At 64.9% G+C, this 18,891-nt stretch carries 23 protein-coding genes; 4 read left to right on the forward strand and 19 right to left on the reverse strand.

The annotated features are described in order from the left end of the window. Positions 1-53 precede the first annotated feature (53 nt). The 7 genes from AAGA68_12195 to AAGA68_12225 are packed head-to-tail and all read right to left on the reverse strand — an operon-like array spanning position 54 to position 4,490. Positions 54-548 (reverse strand): hypothetical protein, encoded by a 495-nt coding sequence (locus AAGA68_12195; protein MEM9385816.1) that lies wholly within the window; start codon positions 546-548, stop codon positions 54-56. Continuing rightward, positions 517-777 carry a succinate dehydrogenase assembly factor 2 gene (locus AAGA68_12200; protein MEM9385817.1) on the reverse strand — a complete coding sequence of 87 codons (261 nt, stop codon included), beginning with the start codon at positions 775-777 and terminating at the stop codon, positions 517-519. Before AAGA68_12200 ends, AAGA68_12195 begins: the two co-directional genes overlap by 32 nt. A gap of 58 nt (positions 778-835) precedes the next feature. Beyond that, the gene (locus tag AAGA68_12205) at positions 836-1,618 is read right to left on the reverse strand and encodes a succinate dehydrogenase iron-sulfur subunit (protein ID MEM9385818.1); all 783 of its coding nucleotides are present in this window, start codon (positions 1,616-1,618) and stop codon (positions 836-838) included. A 39-nt stretch (positions 1,619-1,657) separates the two neighbouring features. Then, positions 1,658-3,448 (reverse strand): succinate dehydrogenase flavoprotein subunit, encoded by a 1,791-nt coding sequence (sdhA, locus tag AAGA68_12210; GenBank protein MEM9385819.1) that lies wholly within the window; start codon positions 3,446-3,448, stop codon positions 1,658-1,660. After that, positions 3,445-3,840 carry a succinate dehydrogenase, hydrophobic membrane anchor protein gene (gene sdhD / locus AAGA68_12215; GenBank protein ID MEM9385820.1) on the reverse strand — a complete coding sequence of 132 codons (396 nt, stop codon included), beginning with the start codon at positions 3,838-3,840 and terminating at the stop codon, positions 3,445-3,447. Before sdhD ends, sdhA begins: the two co-directional genes overlap by 4 nt. After that, positions 3,837-4,241 (reverse strand): succinate dehydrogenase, cytochrome b556 subunit, encoded by a 405-nt coding sequence (gene sdhC, locus AAGA68_12220; GenBank protein ID MEM9385821.1) that lies wholly within the window; start codon positions 4,239-4,241, stop codon positions 3,837-3,839. Before sdhC ends, sdhD begins: the two co-directional genes overlap by 4 nt. A gap of 57 nt (positions 4,242-4,298) precedes the next feature. Then, the gene (locus tag AAGA68_12225) at positions 4,299-4,490 is read right to left on the reverse strand and encodes a DUF1674 domain-containing protein (GenBank protein MEM9385822.1); all 192 of its coding nucleotides are present in this window, start codon (positions 4,488-4,490) and stop codon (positions 4,299-4,301) included. 98 nt (positions 4,491-4,588) lie between these two features. Between AAGA68_12225 and AAGA68_12230 the strand changes: the two genes are divergently transcribed. Continuing rightward, positions 4,589-5,506 carry a hypothetical protein gene (locus tag AAGA68_12230; GenBank protein ID MEM9385823.1) on the forward strand — a complete coding sequence of 306 codons (918 nt, stop codon included), beginning with the start codon at positions 4,589-4,591 and terminating at the stop codon, positions 5,504-5,506. Between the two features lie 113 nt (positions 5,507-5,619). Then, a complete protein-coding gene (locus AAGA68_12235; GenBank protein ID MEM9385824.1) occupies positions 5,620-6,693 on the forward strand; it encodes a LacI family DNA-binding transcriptional regulator in 1,074 nt (357 codons plus the stop codon). A 12-nt stretch (positions 6,694-6,705) separates the two neighbouring features. Here the strand turns inward: AAGA68_12235 and lysS are convergent, their stop codons facing one another. The 3 genes from lysS to AAGA68_12250 all read right to left on the reverse strand — a co-directional run bounded on the left by lysS (position 6,706) and on the right by AAGA68_12250 (position 10,514). After that, on the reverse strand, positions 6,706-8,235 hold the full coding sequence (gene lysS, locus AAGA68_12240; GenBank protein ID MEM9385825.1) for a lysine--tRNA ligase: 1,530 nt from the start codon (positions 8,233-8,235) through the stop codon (positions 6,706-6,708). Positions 8,236-8,261: 26 nt separating this feature from the next. Continuing rightward, a protein-coding gene (prfB, locus tag AAGA68_12245) for a peptide chain release factor 2 (GenBank protein MEM9385826.1) occupies positions 8,262-9,360 on the reverse strand; the annotation gives its coding sequence in 2 pieces (ribosomal slippage) (positions 8,262-9,284 and positions 9,286-9,360; 1,098 coding nt in all). Between the two features lie 14 nt (positions 9,361-9,374). Continuing rightward, positions 9,375-10,514: a hypothetical protein gene (locus AAGA68_12250; protein MEM9385827.1), complete on the reverse strand. Its 1,140-nt coding sequence runs from the start codon at positions 10,512-10,514 to the stop codon at positions 9,375-9,377. Between the two features lie 86 nt (positions 10,515-10,600). Here AAGA68_12250 and AAGA68_12255 point away from each other — a divergent pair, with 86 nt between their 5' ends. After that, positions 10,601-10,969: an Mth938-like domain-containing protein gene (locus tag AAGA68_12255; GenBank protein ID MEM9385828.1), complete on the forward strand. Its 369-nt coding sequence runs from the start codon at positions 10,601-10,603 to the stop codon at positions 10,967-10,969. 7 nt (positions 10,970-10,976) lie between these two features. On the opposite strand, the gene AAGA68_12260 is transcribed toward AAGA68_12255, so the two are convergent. Genes AAGA68_12260 through surE form a run of 4 tightly spaced genes read right to left on the reverse strand, consistent with a single transcriptional unit; the run spans position 10,977 to position 13,833 of the window. Beyond that, positions 10,977-11,783: a peptidoglycan DD-metalloendopeptidase family protein gene (locus tag AAGA68_12260; GenBank protein MEM9385829.1), complete on the reverse strand. Its 807-nt coding sequence runs from the start codon at positions 11,781-11,783 to the stop codon at positions 10,977-10,979. A 30-nt stretch (positions 11,784-11,813) separates the two neighbouring features. Further along, positions 11,814-12,365, reverse strand: a complete 552-nt coding sequence (locus AAGA68_12265) for a YqaA family protein (protein ID MEM9385830.1) — start codon at positions 12,363-12,365, stop codon at positions 11,814-11,816. A gap of 41 nt (positions 12,366-12,406) precedes the next feature. Next, positions 12,407-13,078: a protein-L-isoaspartate(D-aspartate) O-methyltransferase gene (locus tag AAGA68_12270; protein ID MEM9385831.1), complete on the reverse strand. Its 672-nt coding sequence runs from the start codon at positions 13,076-13,078 to the stop codon at positions 12,407-12,409. After that, on the reverse strand, positions 13,075-13,833 hold the full coding sequence (surE, locus tag AAGA68_12275) for a 5'/3'-nucleotidase SurE (protein ID MEM9385832.1): 759 nt from the start codon (positions 13,831-13,833) through the stop codon (positions 13,075-13,077). Before surE ends, AAGA68_12270 begins: the two co-directional genes overlap by 4 nt. A gap of 122 nt (positions 13,834-13,955) precedes the next feature. Here surE and AAGA68_12280 point away from each other — a divergent pair, with 122 nt between their 5' ends. Beyond that, on the forward strand, positions 13,956-14,516 hold the full coding sequence (locus tag AAGA68_12280; GenBank protein ID MEM9385833.1) for a Smr/MutS family protein: 561 nt from the start codon (positions 13,956-13,958) through the stop codon (positions 14,514-14,516). Positions 14,517-14,521: 5 nt separating this feature from the next. Here AAGA68_12280 and AAGA68_12285 read toward each other — a convergent pair whose 3' ends face one another. The 5 genes from AAGA68_12285 to kdsA form a co-directional block, all read right to left on the reverse strand. Further along, on the reverse strand, positions 14,522-15,286 hold the full coding sequence (locus AAGA68_12285) for an enoyl-CoA hydratase/isomerase family protein (GenBank protein MEM9385834.1): 765 nt from the start codon (positions 15,284-15,286) through the stop codon (positions 14,522-14,524). Then, positions 15,283-16,305 carry a tRNA pseudouridine(13) synthase TruD gene (locus tag AAGA68_12290; GenBank protein ID MEM9385835.1) on the reverse strand — a complete coding sequence of 341 codons (1,023 nt, stop codon included), beginning with the start codon at positions 16,303-16,305 and terminating at the stop codon, positions 15,283-15,285. Before AAGA68_12290 ends, AAGA68_12285 begins: the two co-directional genes overlap by 4 nt. 65 nt (positions 16,306-16,370) lie before the next feature. Continuing rightward, positions 16,371-16,682 carry a septum formation initiator family protein gene (locus AAGA68_12295; protein MEM9385836.1) on the reverse strand — a complete coding sequence of 104 codons (312 nt, stop codon included), beginning with the start codon at positions 16,680-16,682 and terminating at the stop codon, positions 16,371-16,373. Positions 16,683-16,692: 10 nt separating this feature from the next. Further along, a complete protein-coding gene (eno, locus tag AAGA68_12300) occupies positions 16,693-17,997 on the reverse strand; it encodes a phosphopyruvate hydratase (protein MEM9385837.1) in 1,305 nt (434 codons plus the stop codon). 45 nt (positions 17,998-18,042) lie between these two features. Further along, complete coding sequence (gene kdsA / locus AAGA68_12305) at positions 18,043-18,876, reverse strand: 3-deoxy-8-phosphooctulonate synthase (protein ID MEM9385838.1); 834 nt, start codon at positions 18,874-18,876, stop codon at positions 18,043-18,045. Positions 18,877-18,891: the final 15 nt, after the last annotated feature.

Raw genomic sequence — 18,891 nt, forward strand, 5'->3', positions numbered from 1 at the left:
ACAGCGATGGGGAGAGTGGAGGCCTGATTCGACCTTTCGAGCTGTGCGGCAGGTCACAGCCGGCGCCTCGGAGCGTCGTTCGGCGAACGCGGTAACCCCGCCCGTGACCAGGCACAGAGCCGACGCCATTGGTCTTGCGGCACGGCGTCCGCCGCTAGGTACAGGTGAACCGTTCGCCGCCGATCCCCCGTCACGCGCGCCAGCCGTCGCCCACTCAGGGTGAGAAAGGGGCCTCGCTTGACCAGTGCCACCTCACCAGCTTGCAGAACCTCCGGCGCGCCTGCCTCGCGCCGCACGTACAAGGTACCGTCGGCGTGAAGCTCGAGCTGCGACCCGCCGCCGCTCTGCGATGGGAAGGCGAGCCGGCTGGCGCCGACACTACCGCTGAAAAGGGCTAGGGCGGCGGCGAGCCAGGCCCACGGCCCTGCGTGGAGCGAGAGTATGCCGAGCGCGGCGAGCACGGTGGCGCCGGCGCAGGTGCTGCGCCACAGGGTCAGCCACCGAGATGGCCCATATTCAGTCCGAATGGGTGCGTCGAAGCTCGGCAACGATAGCCTCCCCGTCTCTGTCGCAAGCTTCCGTCTGCCCCCGCAGCAGGTCGAATAGTTCCGGATCGGAGAGCTCCAGTAGCGCTTCGAAGGCGGCCTGACGCGGGGCTGGCGCCTCGCCGTAGTGCCGATCCAGATAGCGGCTCAGCACCACGTCGAGCTCGCGCATGCCCCGGCGGCAGCGCCAGCGCAAACGGGCCAGGTGCGCACGAGGATCTGCCTCGCTCACAGCGCGCGAGGTCCGTCCGAGGAGTCGCAAGGGGCTCGGTGAGTAGTTGGCATCGAGATCAGTGCCGGCGCTCCACCATCATCTTCTTGATCTCAGCGATCGCCTTCCCCGGATTCAGGCCCTTAGGACAGGTACGCGTGCAGTTGAGAATCGTGTGGCAGCGATAGAGGCGAAACGGGTCTTCCAAATCATCCAGTCGCTCACCGGTCGCTTCGTCGCGGCTATCGACGATCCAACGGTAGGCCTGGAGCAGGACCGCCGGCCCCAGGTAACGGTCGCTGTTCCACCAGTAGCTCGGGCAGGAGGTGGAGCAACACGCACAGAGAATGCACGCTGAGGGCTCATCAATCTTTTGCTGATCCTCCTTAGACTGCAGCCGCTCGCTGTCCGGTGGCGCCGGCGTACGCGACTGCAACCAGGGCTTCACGGATGCGTACTGAGCGTACAACCCCGTTAGGTCAGGCACGAGGTCCTTGATGACCGGCATGTGTGGTAGGGGAAAGATCTTCACGTCCCCCTTCACCTCGTCGCAGGCCTTGGTGCAGGCGAGCGTGTTGGTGCCATCGATGTTCATCGCGCACGAGCCGCAGATGCCTTCGCGACAAGAGCGACGGAACGTGAGCGTCGGATCGATCTCATTCTTCACCTTGATCAAGGCGTCGAGCACCATCGGTCCGCACTCGTCCATGTCGACCTCGTAGCTATCCACGCGCGGGTTGGCGCCCGAGTCTGGATCGTAGCGGTAGATGTCGAAGCGCTTCTTGTTCTTCACCCCTTTGGCAACAGGATACTGCTTGCCCTTGCCGATACGGGAGTTCTTTGGCAGTCGGAACTGAGCCACGACATATTCCTCTGTTATCTAGCCATCACCGCAGGAGACCTAGTAGACGCGCGCCTTAGGCGGCACCACCTCGACCTCATCGGTCAGCGTTCGCATGTGCACAGGACGATAGTCGATCCGATAACTGCCGTCGTCCTCAACCCAGATGAGCGTGTGCTTCATCCAGTTATCGTCGTCACGATCCGGGAAGTCCTCGCGCGCCTGAGCGCCACGGCTCTCTTTGCGGTTGCGCGCGCCCTCCACGGTGGCGACTGCCTGCGTGAGCAGGTTGTCGAGCTCCAAGGTCTCCACAAGGTCTGTGTTCCAGATCAACGACCTATCGGACACGCCGACGTGGGCAAACTCCTGCACCACTTCCTGCATGCCCGCCGAGCCCTCCTCCAGCGTCTCGCCCGTGCGGAACACCGCCGCGTTGCTCTGCATGATCTTCTGCATCTTAAGCCGCAAAGCCGCGGTACCGTTTTCGCCCTTGGCGTGACGTAGTCGATCCAGGCGCTCGATAGCGTATGCGCCCGCATCGTTCGGCAACGCCGGCTGGCGCGCGCCAGGTTTGACAATATCGGCGCAGCGCTTGGCCGCGGCACGCCCGAAGACGACCAGATCGAGCAGGCTGTTCGAGCCCAGACGGTTGGCGCCGTGCACTGACACGCAGGCCGCCTCGCCTACGGCCATCAGTCCAGGCACCACGGACTCGGGATCGCCATCGCGCAGGGTCACCACTTCGCCGTGGTAGTTGGCCGGCACGCCACCCATGTTGTAGTGCACCGTTGGCAGCACGGGAATCGGCTGCTTGGTCACGTCGACGCCAGCGAAGATTCGCGCGGTCTCGGCGATACCGGGCAAGCGCTCGTGGATTACCTCGGGCCCTAGGTGCTCAAGATGCAGGTGGATGTGATCGGCCTCCTTGCCCACACCACGCCCCTCCCGGATCTCGATGGTCATGGAGCGGGATACGACATCCCGGGAGGCCAAATCCTTGGCGTTGGGCGCGTAGCGCTCCATAAAGCGCTCGTTCTGTGAATTCGTTAGGTAGCCGCCCTCGCCCCGCACGCCCTCAGTGATCAAACAGCCCGCGCCGTAGATGCCCGTGGGGTGGAACTGAACGAACTCCATATCCTGCAGGGGCAGCCCCTGGCGCAGCACCATGCCATTGCCGTCGCCGGTGCAGGTGTGCGCGGACGTGCAGGAGAAGTAGGCGCGACCGTAGCCGCCGGTGGCCAGGATCACCATCTGCGCGCGGAACCGATGCAGCGTGCCCTCGGCCATGTTCAACGCCATCACACCGCGACACTCGCCCTCGTGCATAATGAGATCGAGGGCGAAGTACTCGATGAAGAAGGTGGCGTCCTGCTTCAGGGACTGCTGGTAGAGGGTGTGCAGCATCGCATGGCCTGTGCGGTCGGCGGCCGCGCACGTGCGCTGTGCCGTGCCCTTACCGAAGTGCGTGGTCATGCCGCCGAAGGGGCGTTGGTAGATCTTGCCCTCCTCCGTACGCGAGAACGGCACGCCGTAGTGCTCGAGCTCGATCACCGCGTCCGGCGCTTCCTTGCACATGTACTCGATGGCGTCCTGATCCCCCAACCAGTCCGAACCCTTGATCGTGTCGTACATATGCCAGCGCCAATCGTCCTCACCCATGTTGGCGAGGGCCGCGCTAATGCCCCCCTGAGCCGCCACCGTGTGGCTGCGAGTGGGGAACACTTTGGTTAGGCAAGCAGTGTTTAGGCCGGCTTCTGCTAATCCTAGGGTAGCGCGCAGACCCGAACCGCCCGCGCCGATCACTACCACATCATAGGTGTGGTCAACGATCTTGTAGTCGCCAGCGATCATGGCGTGCCTCCGAAACTGATCCGCAGCACGGCGTAGATACCGATGGCACCGAGTGCGAAGTGAACAAACTTGACCAGGATCAGCCCCGGCACCTTGAGCGTATCGGCATCCACGTAATCCTCGACGATCACCTGGATACCTAGATTCGAGTGGTAGCAGGCCGTGCCCACGAACATCGCCGTGAACACGGCGTTGACCGGAGAGGCGAGCCAGGCCGCGAGCCCTTCATGACTTAGCGTACCGCTGCCCGCAAGCTGCCCGACGGCAACCGCGAACCACAGGCCGAGCAGCGTGAGCGCCACGGCCGTCACGCGCTGCGACCACCAGTGCTCGGCGCCTTCCTTCGCCGATCCGAGACCGAGTACCTGACCGAGCGCGCTGCGACGGCTCATCGCCCGCCCCCAATGCCGATGACACCTAGCCACAGGGTGGCCGTCAGAGCGACGGACGCACCCACCACAATCCAGCCGCTTCGATAGATCTGCGCGATTTCGAAGTTCCGCCCCGTATCCCAGAGCAGATGTCGAATGCCGTTACACAGGTGATAGCAAAATGCGTAGGTCACTCCGACGAGCAGGATTAGCCCGAGTGGACTCGTTAGGTATGCGACAGCGCTCGCGTAGGCCTTCGGTCCGGCGGCGGCAGAGGCGAGCCAGTAGACCAGCGCCGCGAGCCCGAGCAGATTTACCACGCCGGTCGCGCGGTGAGAGATAGACAGCACGGAGGTGAGCTGCGGGCGATATACCTGTAGATGCGGCGACAGGGGCCGCGACGACGGCGTCGAAGGAGACATGCAGTGTTTGCTTCCTGGTGGATACTCGCGCGTCAGGTGATCGCGAAGGTGGGGGCTCTAAAAGTCGATGCAGCGACCGTTTTTCTCCCAATCGCCAAAGCGTGTGGGCTCCGGGCCGTCGCGGCCTCCGATCTCGCGCTCTCCGCGGTCGGAGCTCGTCTCTGATCGCTCGCTCGCGGTCGGCGCGTCCGAGGGACTCTCTGCATCGGGCGACGAAGGCGGGCTCTCGGTGGGAGGCGTCTGGGCCATGAACTACACTCCGGACATCGAAAGAGGACGCGGGCTATTCTCTCCGAAGCCCGGTGTGCGATCAAACACGGCGGTTGGACTTTTTGAAGGGAAATTCGGTGGATACGGACAAGAGTGGCAACTGGCTTGCAACCCTGGAATCGCTGGCCCTGATTAGCGTTTCCGGCGTCGATAGCGAGTCCTTTTTGCAGGGACAGCTGAGCAACGACGTTACGGCCTTGGGACCGGATCGACCGGCGCAGTTGTCGAGTCTGAGCACGGCGCGCGGGCGCGTCTTCTCCGTGATGTTAGTGATTCGCAATTCCGCTCACGACTTCGGTCTCGTGGTGCCCAAGGCTGGCACGAGCGAATTGCTCAACCGCCTGCGTATGTTCGTGTTGCGCTCGAAGGTCGCGCTGGCGGAGACGCCCGAGGCGCATTTCCAGGGCCTCAGCGGCACCATGGCCGAACGGTTCTTCGACGCTGAATCGGCGCCGGCCTCGCGCTGGCAGGCGCGCTGGCTGAGCGATGGGCAGCTTGCCATCCGTTGGCCAGATCCGAACCCGAGAGTCCTATCGGTGAGCCTTGCTCCGGCGGAGCCCTCCCAGGCACCGGCCGACGACGAGCGCTGGTGGCAGCGCGATATCAGCGCTGGAATTCCGTGGATCACCAGCGAAGCGACACGCGAGGAGTTCGTTGCCCAAATGCTCGATCTCGACTTGCTCGAGGGAATCAGCTTTCAAAAGGGCTGCTACACGGGGCAAGAGGTCATCGCCCGCACCCACTATCTCGGTCGCGTGAAGCGACGCCTGCGCCGCTACGGAATCGACGAGGAAAACGTGATTCCTGGGGCGCATATTGAAGCGCAATTGCCCAATGGGAGGTGGCAAAAGGCCGGCAGCGTGCTGCTCGCAGGCCAGTCCGAGGTACTCGCCGTTCTCCAGCTCGAGCTGGCCCAACACGCCTTGCGCTTGGCCGCCCGCGGAGAGCATGAGGCGCCCGGGGGCACACTGACACCGCTGGAGCTGCCTCGCTAGGCGTCGACAATCGTGGCAAGCCCCCCTTGGCTTGCAGTGCAGCAGATGAGATAGTCTATCTAACGGGATGCCGCATCCTGCAGCGCCCCCCGTGCAGGGACGGACCCAATGTAATGGACGACAAGACCAAGTCGAAGCAGCGCCTCACCATGGCCGAGCTCGCACGCCTCGCCGGCGTGTCACCCTCCACCGTGTCCCGCGCCCTAAGCAATAACCCGCTGGTGAATCACCAGACTCGCGAGCGGGTGCAGGCGCTGGCGCGCGAGCACAACTACCAAATCAACATCAGCGCGCGGAATTTCCGCCTGCGACGCAGCAGCACGATCGCCGTGGTGGCGCCGACGGACCCGCACACAGGTCGCTTCGCCGCCGACCCCTTCGTCACCGATCTGCTCGCCAGCATCGCCGATACGGCCGCGGATCGCGGCTACGAGGTGCTGCTGGTCAAAGGCGGCACCCGCCGCGACTGGCACGCCGACTTCATCGCGGCGTGTCGCGCAGATGGTATCGCCGCCATCGGCGGTGCGATTCCCGACCAGGGCCTGAGAGAACTGCGCGAACGCGGCGCCCCCCTGGTGGTCTGGGGGATATCACAGCCGGAAGACGTGTGCACCGTCTCGACCAACAACCGCGCCGGCGGCGCCGCCGTCGCGCGCCACCTGCTGAGTCTCGGTCGAAGGCGCATCGCTTTCCTAGGCGACCCCACAACGCCGGAGTTCTCCATGCGCTTGCAGGGCCTGCGTGAAGCCCTGGATGCGAACCAACCCGGCAGCGGCGATCGCGTCTCGGTGATCGACATCCCAGCCAGCGATGAGCATCTCGAGGCCCGCCTGGCGCCGGCCTTGGCCACCCTCGACGCCGATGCGGTGTTCGCGGCCAGCGACCTGCTGGCCCTCGCAGCCATCCGCGGACTCGAGGAGAGCGGCCGAAGCGTACCCGAGGATGTGGCGGTAGTCGGCTACGACAACACGCGGTTGGCGGCCTATAGCTCGCCGTCGCTTACCACGGTCGACCAGCAGATCGCCGAGGGTGGCCGCCTCATGGTCGATTGCCTGCGGCAGATTATCGCCGGCGAGTCTGCCGACACGTGCACCCTGACGCCGCGTGTTGTCGTTCGGGGCTCCTGCGGGGCTCGGGACAAGACGACCGCGAAGGCAAATGGACCGAAAGCGGTCGTATCAGCCTAAGTCTGCGCGGCCTCAAGCCCCGTCACTGTCGGCCGCCGTTTCGGCGGCCGGCGACTCCGGGCGCATGTGTGGAAACAGCAGCACGTCCCGTATCGATGGCGAATCGGTGAAGAACATCACTAGGCGATCGATGCCTACGCCGAGCCCCCCAGTAGGTGGCAAGCCGTACTCAAGGGCCCGCACGTAGTCTGCATCGTAGTACATGGCCTCGTCGTCGCCCGCGTCCTTGGCCGCGACTTGGTCGCGGAAGCGCTGCGCCTGATCCTCCGGGTCGTTCAACTCCGAGAAGCCGTTGGCGATCTCACGACCCGCGATAAATAGTTCGAAGCGATCGGTGAGGAACGGGTCGTCGTCGCTGCAGCGGGCCAGGGGCGACACTTCCGTGGGGTAGCCGGTGATGAAGGTGGGGTCGAGCAGCGTATGCTCCACGCGAGCCTCGAACAGTTCCATCAGCAATCGCCCTGCACCGAAATCCACCTTCGTCTCTATTTGCGCATCAGCGCAGCGTTCGGCCAGGTAATCGCGATCGCGCAGGCGCGTGGCGTCGAGCGTGGGGTCGTCCGCGAGCACCGCGTCGGTCACACTCACGCGACGGAACGGCTGAGCTAGATCGTAATCGCGCTCCTGGTAGGGAAACTGGAGCTTTCCTAGGGCCACCTGCGAGGCATCGCGAACCATCGCCTCCGTAAGGTCCATGATGTCGTCATAGTCCGCGTAGGCCTCGTAGAGCTCGAGCATCGTGAACTCGGGATTGTGGCGAACGGACAGCCCCTCGTTACGGAAGTTGCGGTTGACCTCGAAAACGCGCTCGAAGCCACCCACGGTCAAGCGCTTAAGGTATAGCTCGGGCGCTATGCGCAGGAACAGATCCATATCGAGTGCATTGTGATGAGTGATGAAGGGCCGGGCGATGGCACCGCCTGGGATCACCTGCATCATCGGCGTTTCCACCTCCATGAAATCGCGAGCGCTGAGAAACTCGCGCATGGCGCGCACGATGGCGGCGCGGGTGCGGAATACGCGACGACTCTCCTCGTTGACGATGAGATCCACGTAGCGGCGGCGGTAGCGCATCTCCTGATCGGCGAGGCCGTGGTACTTATCGGGCAGGGGCCGCAGGGACTTGGTCAGCAGGCGCGCCTGCTCCGCCTTCACCGAGAGTTCCCCCGTGCGTGTGCGAAACAAAGTGCCTTCGACGCCGATCAGATCGCCCACGTCCCAGGTCTTGAACTGCTTGTAGACCCCCTCAGGTAGGCCATCGCGCTGCATGTACAGCTGGATGCGCCCAGCGTCGTCCTGCAGCTGGGCGAAGCTGGCCTTGCCCATGACCCGCTTGGCCATCATGCGCCCGGCAACCTTCGCCCGTAACGCCTTCGCCTCGAGGGCGTCATTGTCCAAGCGCTCTGCTGCCGCATGCAGCTCAGCGCTAAGCGCGTCGCGTCGAAAGTCGTTTGGATACGCGTTGCCCGCCTCGCGAAGCTCGGCGAGCTTGCGACGTCGCTCTGCGATAAGGAAGTTCTCGTCGTCGGAAGAGGTGCTCATGGAAGGCGCTATCGTGTGATGGTGGATCAGAGGCCCTGCTGGAGGCTGGCCTTTAGGAAGGGATCGAGGTCACCGTCGAGCACGGCTTGCGTGTTGCCGATCTCGACGTTGGTGCGCAGATCCTTAATGCGGGACTGATCGAGAACGTAGGAACGAATCTGCGTGCCCCAGCCTATGTCGCTCTTACCCGCCTCTTCGATCTGTGCGGCCTCCCGGCGCTTGCGCATCTCCTCTTCAAAGAGCTTGGCGCGAAGCTGCTTCATGGCCGTTGCCTTGTTCTTGTGCTGGGATCGATCGTTCTGACACTGGACCACAATGTTGGTGGGCAGGTGTGTGATTCGCACGGCGGACTCGGTTCGGTTCACGTGCTGACCGCCCGCACCAGATGCGCGGTAGACATCGATTCGCAGGTCGCCGTCGTTGATCTCCACCTCTACCGAGTCGTCGATTTCAGGCGATACGTAGATCGAGGCAAATGATGTGTGGCGACGGTTCCCGGAATCGAAAGGTGACTTGCGAACGAGACGATGCGTACCGGTTTCCGTACGCAGCCAACCGTATGCATAGGCTCCCTTAACGAGCACGGTTACGCTCTTGATGCCGGCGACTTCGCCCTCGGACTCTTCAATAATCTCCACGGAGAACCCGTGGGCTTCGCACCAGCGCAAGTACATGCGCTGGAGCATGCCGGCCCAATCCTGGGCCTCCGTGCCGCCGGCGCCGGCGGTGATGTCGACGAAGGCGTTGCTCGCGTCTGCCTCGCCGGAGAACATGCGTTGGAACTCCAGGGAGCCTACCCGCGCGTCCACTTTCTCGAGCTCTGCTCGAACATCCTCGAGCGCGCTCTCCTCGTTCTCCTCGACGGCGAGATCGAGCAGCTCAGCGACGTCTTCCAGGGACTGGCTAATCGTGTCCAAGCCCTGCACGATCTCTTCCAGGCGCGCTCGGTCGCGGCCCAGCTCTTGGGCGCGTTCCGGGTTACTCCAAACCTCCGGGTCTTCGAGCTCGCCGAGCACCTGCTCTAGCTGGTCGGCCTTTCCGGCGTAGTCAAAGATACCCCCTGAGCTGCTCGCTGCGAGATGCAAGATCGGCAATGGTGGCGCGCAGCTGGCTCACGTCTTCCATCGAGCTAGAATCTCCTATGACGGTGGCGGTTGGCGAAGCCCGCGAGAATACCATGGGTGGGCATCAGCCCGACCGCCGCTGCCGTCCAGGAGTTGCGTGAGGTCTACTACCCGAGCTGGGCTAGGCCACCAACGTCGCGCCCTAAGGCCCGTTGGAAACTGCCAAAGACTCGCCCCTGCCACCAGACGCACGCATGTGCCGCGGCGGGCGACGAGCTTGGCCAGTACCGCCTCCAACCAGACGCGGCTGGCCTGCGCTGACTCGGTCGCATCGAGGTACGCGGCATCCAACACGATCAGCAGATTGCCTGGGCCGGCGAGCGCCTCGAGCAATCGGGCACGGCGCGCGCCTGGCGATCCTGCATCAGCGTGGGAGTTTCCGTCGAGGCGACCCGCGTAAGCCCAGGCACCCAACAGCTCCGGCTCAGCGCTCACCAGCCGCGGAAGCGCGGCCGCCCAAGCCGGCAGCTCGGGCAGCAGCTCCACGCCCCCACCCCAAAGCCATAGGGAGTTGACTGTGGGTAGGCCGCACTGGTCCCGCCCCTCGTTGAGAGGGGCTTGCGACAGCAACATCTGGCACTCCGTCGCCAGACCTAGCAGCGCGGTCGCGTCGGGCCCCGTGGTCAACAGGGCACGCAGATCGCGGCCCGCGGCAAAGGCGGTGGCCACGCTTTGCGCATTCCAAGGCCGGTTGGCACGCAGGTACCAGCGGGTGGCGCTGAGCACCTCCAGATCTAAGCCGACCCCTCGCAGGTGGTCCTGCAGGGGGCTGGCGAGCGTGTTCGCGTCCTCCTTGCTCAAGGCGAGGGCCGGGCCCGCGGCAGCCAAGCGCACGTGATCGATGGCCGCCAGCAGATGGACCGGATCCGCGCGCCACCAACGGGCAGGCGCGTCGAAGGCCTTGGCGAGCTGACAAGGGTCTTCCCCAGCCAAGGCGAAGGCCGCGCTGGGCCAGCCGCTCAACGGCGCGCCCCATAGGGCGCCTAGCAGCCCCGGCCAATCGACGGATGCAGAATCGCAAAGCGCTCGGGAAGTCGCGCGAGCGAGTAACTTTCCTAGGTAGGTGATCTCCCCACCCGTGACGCTCGCACGCAGGCGGGCCAGCCAGTCGGCAGTGAGGACAAGATCGACGGTGTGGCGCGTAGCACGTGTCATGGCTTGGTCGTCGCAGCGGGGTCGAGGCGGGCTCAGCCGAGGAGCGGTACCATGCCCCGCTCACCCGCGAGTGTCGAGGAGATCGCGTGAAGCTGACCCTACATACGGAGTCGGGCGTGCATCTGGTCCGCGCCTACCAACCGGGCTTGTTGCGCCTGGCTGACCGGGAGGTGGACACCCCCGTGCTGATGAGCCCCTCGGAGCTCGTCTGCCCCTGGGACGCACCCGCGGTTAGCGAACTGGACCTCAACGCACTCAAGCCCCTGTTGGATTGGCACCCGGACATTTGCGTACTCGGCACCGGCCCGACCCAGGCATTCCCACCTGTCGCGCTCATCGCCGAGCTCGCCGAACGGGGCATTGGCCTCGAGGTGATGAGAACCCCTGCGGCCTGCCGGACTTACAACGTGCTGGTGGTGGACGGACGGCGCGTGGCGGCGGCCCTCATCCTCTAGCCGGGCGTCAGCGACCACTATCACGTGCCGGTAGGTAGCGCAGGGGATCGACGGGTTTGCCGTTGACGCGGATCTCAAAGTGCAGCCGTGGCTGCTGCCGCGGGCCTAAACCCATACGCGCGATACGCTGACCGGCGCGCACGTCATCACCCTGGGAAACCAGCAGCGCGTCGTTGTATCCGTAGGCGCTTAGGAACGTGTCGTCGTGCTTGATGATCACGAGATTCCCGTAGTAGCGAAGTCCACTGCCGGTGTACACCACGCGACCGCTCGCCGCGGCCCGCACACCGTCGCCCTTTTTTCCACCCACGTCGATTCCGCGCCCGGCCTCCGCTGGATCACTGAAGGTAGCAACCAACGGACCACTCGCCGGCCAACGCCAGCTAGGGGCGGACGCGACGCTCGCCGCTGGCGTGGACAGAGGCGGTGAGGTCTTCGGCGCTGGTGTACTGGCGCGGGTCGGTCGACGTTGCCTTGGCGCCGTCGATGACGACTGGGACGATGGCGTGGAACGACGGGCCACGCGCGTCGATTGGCTACGTCGCTTGCTCGGCGGCTCGCTCAGCACCAAGCGCTGGCCGGGGTGGATCAGCGAGGGGTTGTCCAGTCCGTTCCAGCGGGCCAGATCTCGCCAGTCAACCTTGAGGCGAAAGGCGATCGCGTACAGCGTGTCGCCAGGCAACACCGTGTAGTGCGTGGGCTTCGCCGGCTGGTAGGGCGTATCGTCTTCGGACACCACGACGCAGGCGTTGAGCACCATCAGGGCAGCGCCCGCAATCCACGCCGCGCAAGCACTGCGCCGAAGCAAGTCCACCCGGTCACCTGCGCGCCCGGCCCGCATCGCTCAGTGTCCGAAGGTGAGCGCCACGATCAACACGGCAATGGCGAGCACCAGCGCCCACCCCAGCCACTCCACGTGACGTCTTACGGCGGCCTCCATGGCGGGTCCGCCCGCCTTCATCAACCCGGCCACGAGAAAGAAACGCGCGCCCCGACCGAGCAGGGACATCAGCACGAATCCCGGCAGGAACATGCCGAGGGCACCTGCTGCGATCGTGAACACCTTGTATGGGATGGGCGAAAAGCCGGCCGCCAGCACCGCCAACAAGCCCCAGCGTTCGAACCAGTTCCGCGCCAACTCGTAGGCCTCAACGTAACCGGCACGTTCCAGGAGCGGGGCAATGCTCTCGATAGCGATGACACCGATGAGGTAACCGAACAGCCCTCCGGTCACGGATGTAACAGTGGTGATGGTCGCCAAAAACCATGCCCGCGTCGGCCGTGCCAACGTCATTGGGATCAGCATCACGTCGGGTGGAATCGGGAAAAAGGAGGACTCGGCGAAGCTCAAGCCGCCGAGATACCAGGTGGCTTGCGGCGTGCCTGCGCGACCCATCACCCACGCGTAAAGGGCGCTGAACCAACCCCCCTTGGCGCTCAAGCGCGCCCCTCAACTAGGGGCACGAACACCACAGGGTCCAACACTTCGCGCTCGAATTGATCGCCCTGGCGACGAATGCATATAAGCTGTTGAGCGCGACGCCCACCCACGGGAATCACCAAACGTCCTCCTTCGGCAAGCTGAGACTCCAGCATCGCCGGCACCCGCGCAGGTGCCGCCGTGCACAGAATGGCATCGTAGGGGGCGTAGGTCGTCCAGCCCTCCCAGCCATCACCGTGGCGCAGGTGTACGTTTGCGAGCTTCAAAGAGCGCAGCTGCTCGCGAGCACGGTCGTACAGCGGCCCTAGACGCTCCACGCTGTAGACCATACGCACCAGCCCCGCGAGCACGGCGGTCTGATAGCCGCAGCCCGTACCGATCTCCAGTACCTTAGCGGGCCGCGGCTGGGTGGCGAGGATCGCTTCGGTCATGCGCGCCACCACCCAGGGTTGGGAGATGGTTTGGCCGTGCCCGATGGGCAAGGCGCTGTCCTCGTAGGCGCGACTGGCTAGCGCCTCATCGACGAAAAGATGGCGCGGAACCTCGCGCATGCGATCCAGTACCGCCGTGTCCGAAATGCCCTGCTCCGCCAGCCGCCTGACTAACCGCTCGCGCGTGCGCAGGGAGGTCATCCCGATACCCGAGGAGCCGCCACCCTCGCCTCTCATGCGCCCAACTCCGACACCCAGCCGGCGAGGCTCGGCAAGGCCGAGTGGCGCGTTAGGTCGACCTGAAGCGGAGTAATGGAGACGCAGCCCTCGGTGAGCGCGTGAAAGTCCGTGCCCTCCCCCGCGTCCTGCTCTTCGCCAGCAGGCCCCACCCAATAGATCCGGGCTCCACGCGGATCCGTGGACGGGATCGCCGGTTCGGCTTTGTGTCGATGGCCAAGGCGCGTGCTGCGGTACCCACCAAGATCTTCAACCGCGACAGCCGGCACGTTGACATTGAGAATCGTGTCCGCGGGCAAGGGATCGGCCATCAAGCGACGCACCAGCTCGGCCGCCACGTGGGCACCGGCAGACATGAAACGGCTGCGCGGCGAAGCCAGGGACATCGCGAGGGCTGGTAAGCCCAGGAAGCGCCCTTCCATCGCCGCCGCGACTGTGCCCGAGTACAGCACGTCATCGCCGAGGTTAGGTCCATGGTTGATCCCGGAGATCACCATGTCCGGCTCGAAGTCGAACAGGCCGCCGGTCACTGCCAAGTGCACGCAATCGGTGGGGGTGCCGTTGGTGAAGTAGACATCCTGCGCATCTTTCCAGACACGTACGGGCTGCTCCAAGGTGAGCGAGTTACTGGCGCCGCTGCGATTGCGATCCGGTGCCACGATGACGGTTTGCTCAACGAGCGGAGCGATTGCATCGCGCAAGGCCCGGATACCGGGTGCGCGATAGCCGTCATCGTTGCTGATCAGTACCTTCATGCGCTCGCGTTTCTCGTGTGTGCGGCGTGCCGCGGCGGCCTTGCGTGCTCAGGCGCTACTATACTGGATCGGGCGAGCATCCATGCTCGCATTCACACCCGATCTGGCGGGGGCGAGGGACCATGGCGGGCGGCGACGACGCTGACGAACAGCGAGAGGCTCAGCGCTTGTTTCGCGACGCGATGCGCGACGTGCGCAGGCTTGACGCGGATGATGCGCTCAGCGTGCTGCCACGAACGCACGGCCCAGCCCGCCCGCGCCCGATCGACAAGGCATCGACCGCCGATGCGTTCAGCGCGCAGTCCCTGCCGATGGTGGGTCGAGGCGAACCCCTCGAGTACCGCGCGCCCGGGGTCGCCACCGCCACCTTGCGCCAGCTGCGAAGGGGGCAGTATCGGATCGAGGGGGCCGTCGACCTGCACGGCCTGACCACGGTCCGCGCCACCAGGGTGCTCAGCGACTTCATGGCCGAAGCGCGCCAGGAGCGAGCGCGCTGCGTGAAAGTGGTCCACGGCAAGGGGATCGGCAGCGGCGATCGTGGGCCGGTTCTCAAGACTCTGGTCAACGCCTGGCTGCGTGAGCAGCCCAACGTGCTCGCCTTCATCTCCGCGCCACCGGAGGACGGCGGCACGGGTGCGGCATACGTGCTGCTGCGCCGGGCCCGCCGCGAGTCCGACGACTGAGGCCCTCAGCGCTTGGCCAGCCGCGCCACCAGCGCCTTCATCGAGGCCTGCGTCTCATCGCTGAACCACACCTGCGCCATGCGTTGCCCGAGGCCCTCCCCGCGCAGCTCCTCGAAACGCCTGAGCAAAGCGTGGCGGGCGTAGTGTCGCGTCTGGCACTGAGCGATGGGCGGGAACGTCGCCAGGCGGCGCGCTTCTTCGAGCGCCCGCGACACTACCTGCTCCCCCGCCACCACCTCGTCGACCAATCCGGCCTCGAGCGCTTCATCGGGCGACAACAAGGCGGCGAGGCTCAGCAGGCGCTCCGCCCGCGCGGCCCCGACCAATCTAGCGTAGGCATCGACGACGACCGGCGGCACCGGCAACCCAACCTGCACTTCGTTCAGACCGATCGTGTACTTCCCTTGCGCCATGATGCGGTAGTCGCAGAAAACCGCGAGCACCGCGCCCCCAGCTGGGCTGTGGCCAGTGATCGCCGCGACGACGGGCACCGCGCTCGCCGCAATCGTGTGCATGAGATCGATGAAGTCCTCCCATACCTCGCCAATCGCAGGTCTATCGAGCTGCAGCAGAGTGGGCACGTCGAGCCCTGCGGTGAACATGCCTGGGCGTCCGGATAGCACTAGGGCGCCCGCGGACTCGCCAACAGCTTTCACTTGGTCTCGCAGGGTGGCGATCAGCTCGGGATCCAAAGCGTTCACCGGCGGACGCGCCATGCGCAGTTCGCGCACGGCGCCCTCGTGGTCGATCACTTCCACGATAGCGCTCATCGTCGGTCTCCTGGTTCGGTCCGCGTGCGCTCACGCGCGCGATCGGGTTCGTCAATGTCGGCCAGTTCGCGCACGAGGGAAGTGGCGTAGCTGCCCGGAGGTAGGGTGAAGCGCAACAGCGCGGTACGCTCGTGCTGCTCGATCCTAGCGCCCGACGGACAGGCACGCAGGGAGCGACGCTGCTGGCGCGAGCCACTGCTGGCCAACCCCGTGGCAAACCCTTCATGCTCCTGTGCTACGACCTGCTCTAGCTGGGCAACGCCGGCTCCCGTGACGGGCTCGCCAGTGCCCCAGAGAGGACCGCTTGGGTGAATGTCGAAGCGCCGTAAACGCTCCACCAACGCGTCGTCGATCGCGTCGACCGCAAACCAACTCTGCGACCCCGCCAGCATCGCCGCATCGCCGGCGAGTAGGCGGTTCCAAGTGCCGTGCGCTACGCGCCGCGCCAGCACTTCATCGAAGAGCAGGCTGCGAGCTGCCGAGATCGCCATGCTGCGCTGCTCGCGCTTGAGGCGCCGACCCTTTCCTGAAAACAGGGTTTGCGCGCTCTGCAGATTGCGCTGCCCGTAGCGCTGGGCACCGAAGTAATTCGGAAAGCCGTGGGCGACGAGGGTTGTGAATCTATCCGTTAGGTCCGCATCAAGTTCGCGGAGTGTTAAGGAGAAGTGATTGGCACAGTGGGTGCCACGGCGCAACTTGCGGCCGTGGCGGGCGCTACTCAGTACCTGCACTCCATCGATGGCAAGCTCCGAGAGCGGCGGATCCTCCCGGCCACCAAGGCGCAGGGAAAACCACTGACGTGCGACAGCGTGGCGGTCCTTCATGCCGCTGAAACTCACGTCAGCCGGAGGAATCTGCGCCCAGCGAGCAAGCTGACGCGCCACCCAGGACGTGTTGGCACCGGTCTTCTCCACCCGCAGCAGCAGATGCTCGCCGATGCCGTCGGGCTCCAACCCGAGGTCCTCATCGACAACGAAGTCCTCGGGCGTAGCCCGAAGGACACAACGGGTAGCAGGCACACCCTGAGCCCGAGGACGGGCGAAGGAGGGAGGTGCCGAAGCGGTCGAGAGCGCCGGTGGCCCGCTCACGGCGTCGGCGAGGCGTTGCCGATACGCAAGGCGCGGTTGGGCGATCGATAGAAGGTTTCGTCGTCGCGAATCATGCCGAGATCCGTGCGAGCGCGCTCTTCGATCGCCCCGAGGCCCTCTCGAAGATCGGCGACTTCCGCATCGAGTTTAGCGTTACGCCGCGCCAACGCCGCATTCTCCTCGCGCAGCTGATCCAACTCAGCGCCAAGGCGGAACACCTCGCGCAGCCCCTGTGGGGTCAACCACAGCTGGTACTGCAGCAGGGCGAACGCTGCGATGAGGCCGATCAGCAGTGCACGGAAGGCCATCGGTGCGTGCCTAGCCTGGCAAGTCTAGTGTGAAGGCTTTGGCCCCCGGGTAGACAGCAGCTTCCCCCAGCGCCTGTTCGATGCGTAGGAGCTGGTTGTACTTCGCCATGCGATCCGAGCGCGATAGAGAGCCTGTTTTGATCTGCGTGGCGCTCGTGCCTACCGCGATATCGGCGATCGTATAGTCGGAGGTCTCACCCGAGCGGTGCGAGACGACGGCGCCGTAGCCCGCAGCGGCCGCCATCTCGATGGCCTGCAGGGTCTCGGTAAGTGTGCCGATCTGGTTAGGCTTGATCAGGATCGCGTTGGCGATGCTGCGATCGATGCCCTCACGCAGGATAGTCGTGTTGGTAACGAAGAGATCGTCACCCACCAACTGCACCTTGTCGCCGATAGCCTTAGTCAGCAAGTCCCACCCCTCCCAATCGCTTTCATCCATGCCGTCTTCCACAGAGATGATGGGGTAATCGCGGGTGAGGGTCGCCAGGTACTCGACGAAGCCGCCCGCGTCGAAGCTTCGCCCCTCGGCGGCCAGCGTGTACTTGCCATCGGCGTAGAACTCGGAGCTGGCGACATCGAGCCCGAGAAACACATCGCGGCCGACCTGCAGGCCCGCTTTCTCGATAGCCTGCATGATGGTCTCCAGGGCCACCGCGTTGGAGGGCAAGTCCGGTGCGAAACCGCCCTCATCGCCAACCGCCGTGTTCAGCCCCTGTGCCTTCAACACGCTCTTCAGAGCGTGGAAGATCTCGGCGCCGTAGCGCATCGCCTCGGTAAAGCTGGGCGCACCCACGGGAAGTACCATAAACTCCTGTATGTCGAGCGCGTTGTCCGCGTGGGCGCCGCCGTTGATGATGTTCATCATCGGCACGGGGAGCTGGCCCACAGCGCCCTCCACGCCGGCCGTCGCCGCGAGGCGTCGATACAGTGGCTGCCCAGTCGACACGCTCGCCGCCTGAGCCGCTGCGAGTGAAACCGCCAGCAACGAGTTGGCACCCAGGCGTCCCTTGTTGTCGCTCCCATCCAGGCTGATCAAGCGCGCATCGAGAGCGGTCTGGTCCAACACATCCATGCCGACGACCACATCGCGAATCTCTCCGTTGACGTTGGCCACCGCCTTGCCCACGCCCTTGCCCAAGTAGCGAGCCTTGTCGCCGTCACGTAGCTCCACCGCTTCACGAGTGCCCGTGCTGGCGCCAGAGGGCACGGCGGCGCGCCCCACGGCCCCATCCTCGAGCAGCACATCCGCCTCCACGGTCGGATTGCCCCGTGAATCAAAGATCTGGCGGGCGAGGACATTGGCGATGGTGGTCATGGGCGCTGCACTCCGGGGGCCGGATATTAATGTTGGTCGCGCATTCTACAGGGTTGTCTCGGCGAAGCCTTCAGTCTTCACCAGCCGGTCCAACGCGATCAGCACACGCAACAGGGGCTCAAACAGGCCGAGTGGCCAGGCGTTTGGGCCGTCACTTAGGGCGCGCTCCGGGTCCGGATGGGTCTCCATGAACACGCCGGCGACGCCTGCTGCCACCGCCGCCCGCGCCAGCACGGGCACGAACTCGCGCTGTCCGCCAGATGCGTGGCCCTTACCGCCGGGCAGCTGAACGCTATGGGTAGCATCGAACACGACAGGGCATCCAGTCTCCCGCATTACCGCAAGGGATCGCATGTCCGACACCAGGTTCTGGTAGCCGAAGCTAAAGCCACGCTCGCACACCATGATCTGCTCATTGCCCGTGGCCCGCGCCTTATCCACCACGTTTGCCATCTCCCAAGGCGAGAGGAACTGTCCCTTCTTTATGTTCACGGGCTTTCCGGCGGCGGCAACCCGCTGGATGAAGTTGGTCTGGCGGCATAGGAAGGCCGGCGTCTGCATGACGTCGACCACCGAGGCAACCTCCTCGACGGGCGTATCGTCGTGCACGTCCGTGAGCACAGGCACGCCGACCTGCTCGCGCACTGCCTCGAGGATTTTTAGCCCCTCCTCGATGCCCGGGCCGCGGAAACTGCCTGCGGAAGAGCGATTCGCCTTGTCATAGGAACTCTTGTAAACGAAATGGATACCTAATTTCTTCGCAAGGTCCCGAAGCGTGCCCGCGGTCTCCATTGCCATCGCCTCGCTCTCGATGACGCATGGACCGGCGATCAGAAAGAGGGGGTGCTCTAGGCCCACCTCCACGTCGTTGAGTCTCATCGGGGAACGTCCGTG

The sequence above is a fragment of the Pseudomonadota bacterium genome (assembly GCA_039193195.1).
Classification (GTDB): domain Bacteria; phylum Pseudomonadota; class Gammaproteobacteria; order Steroidobacterales; family JBCBZW01; genus JBCBZW01.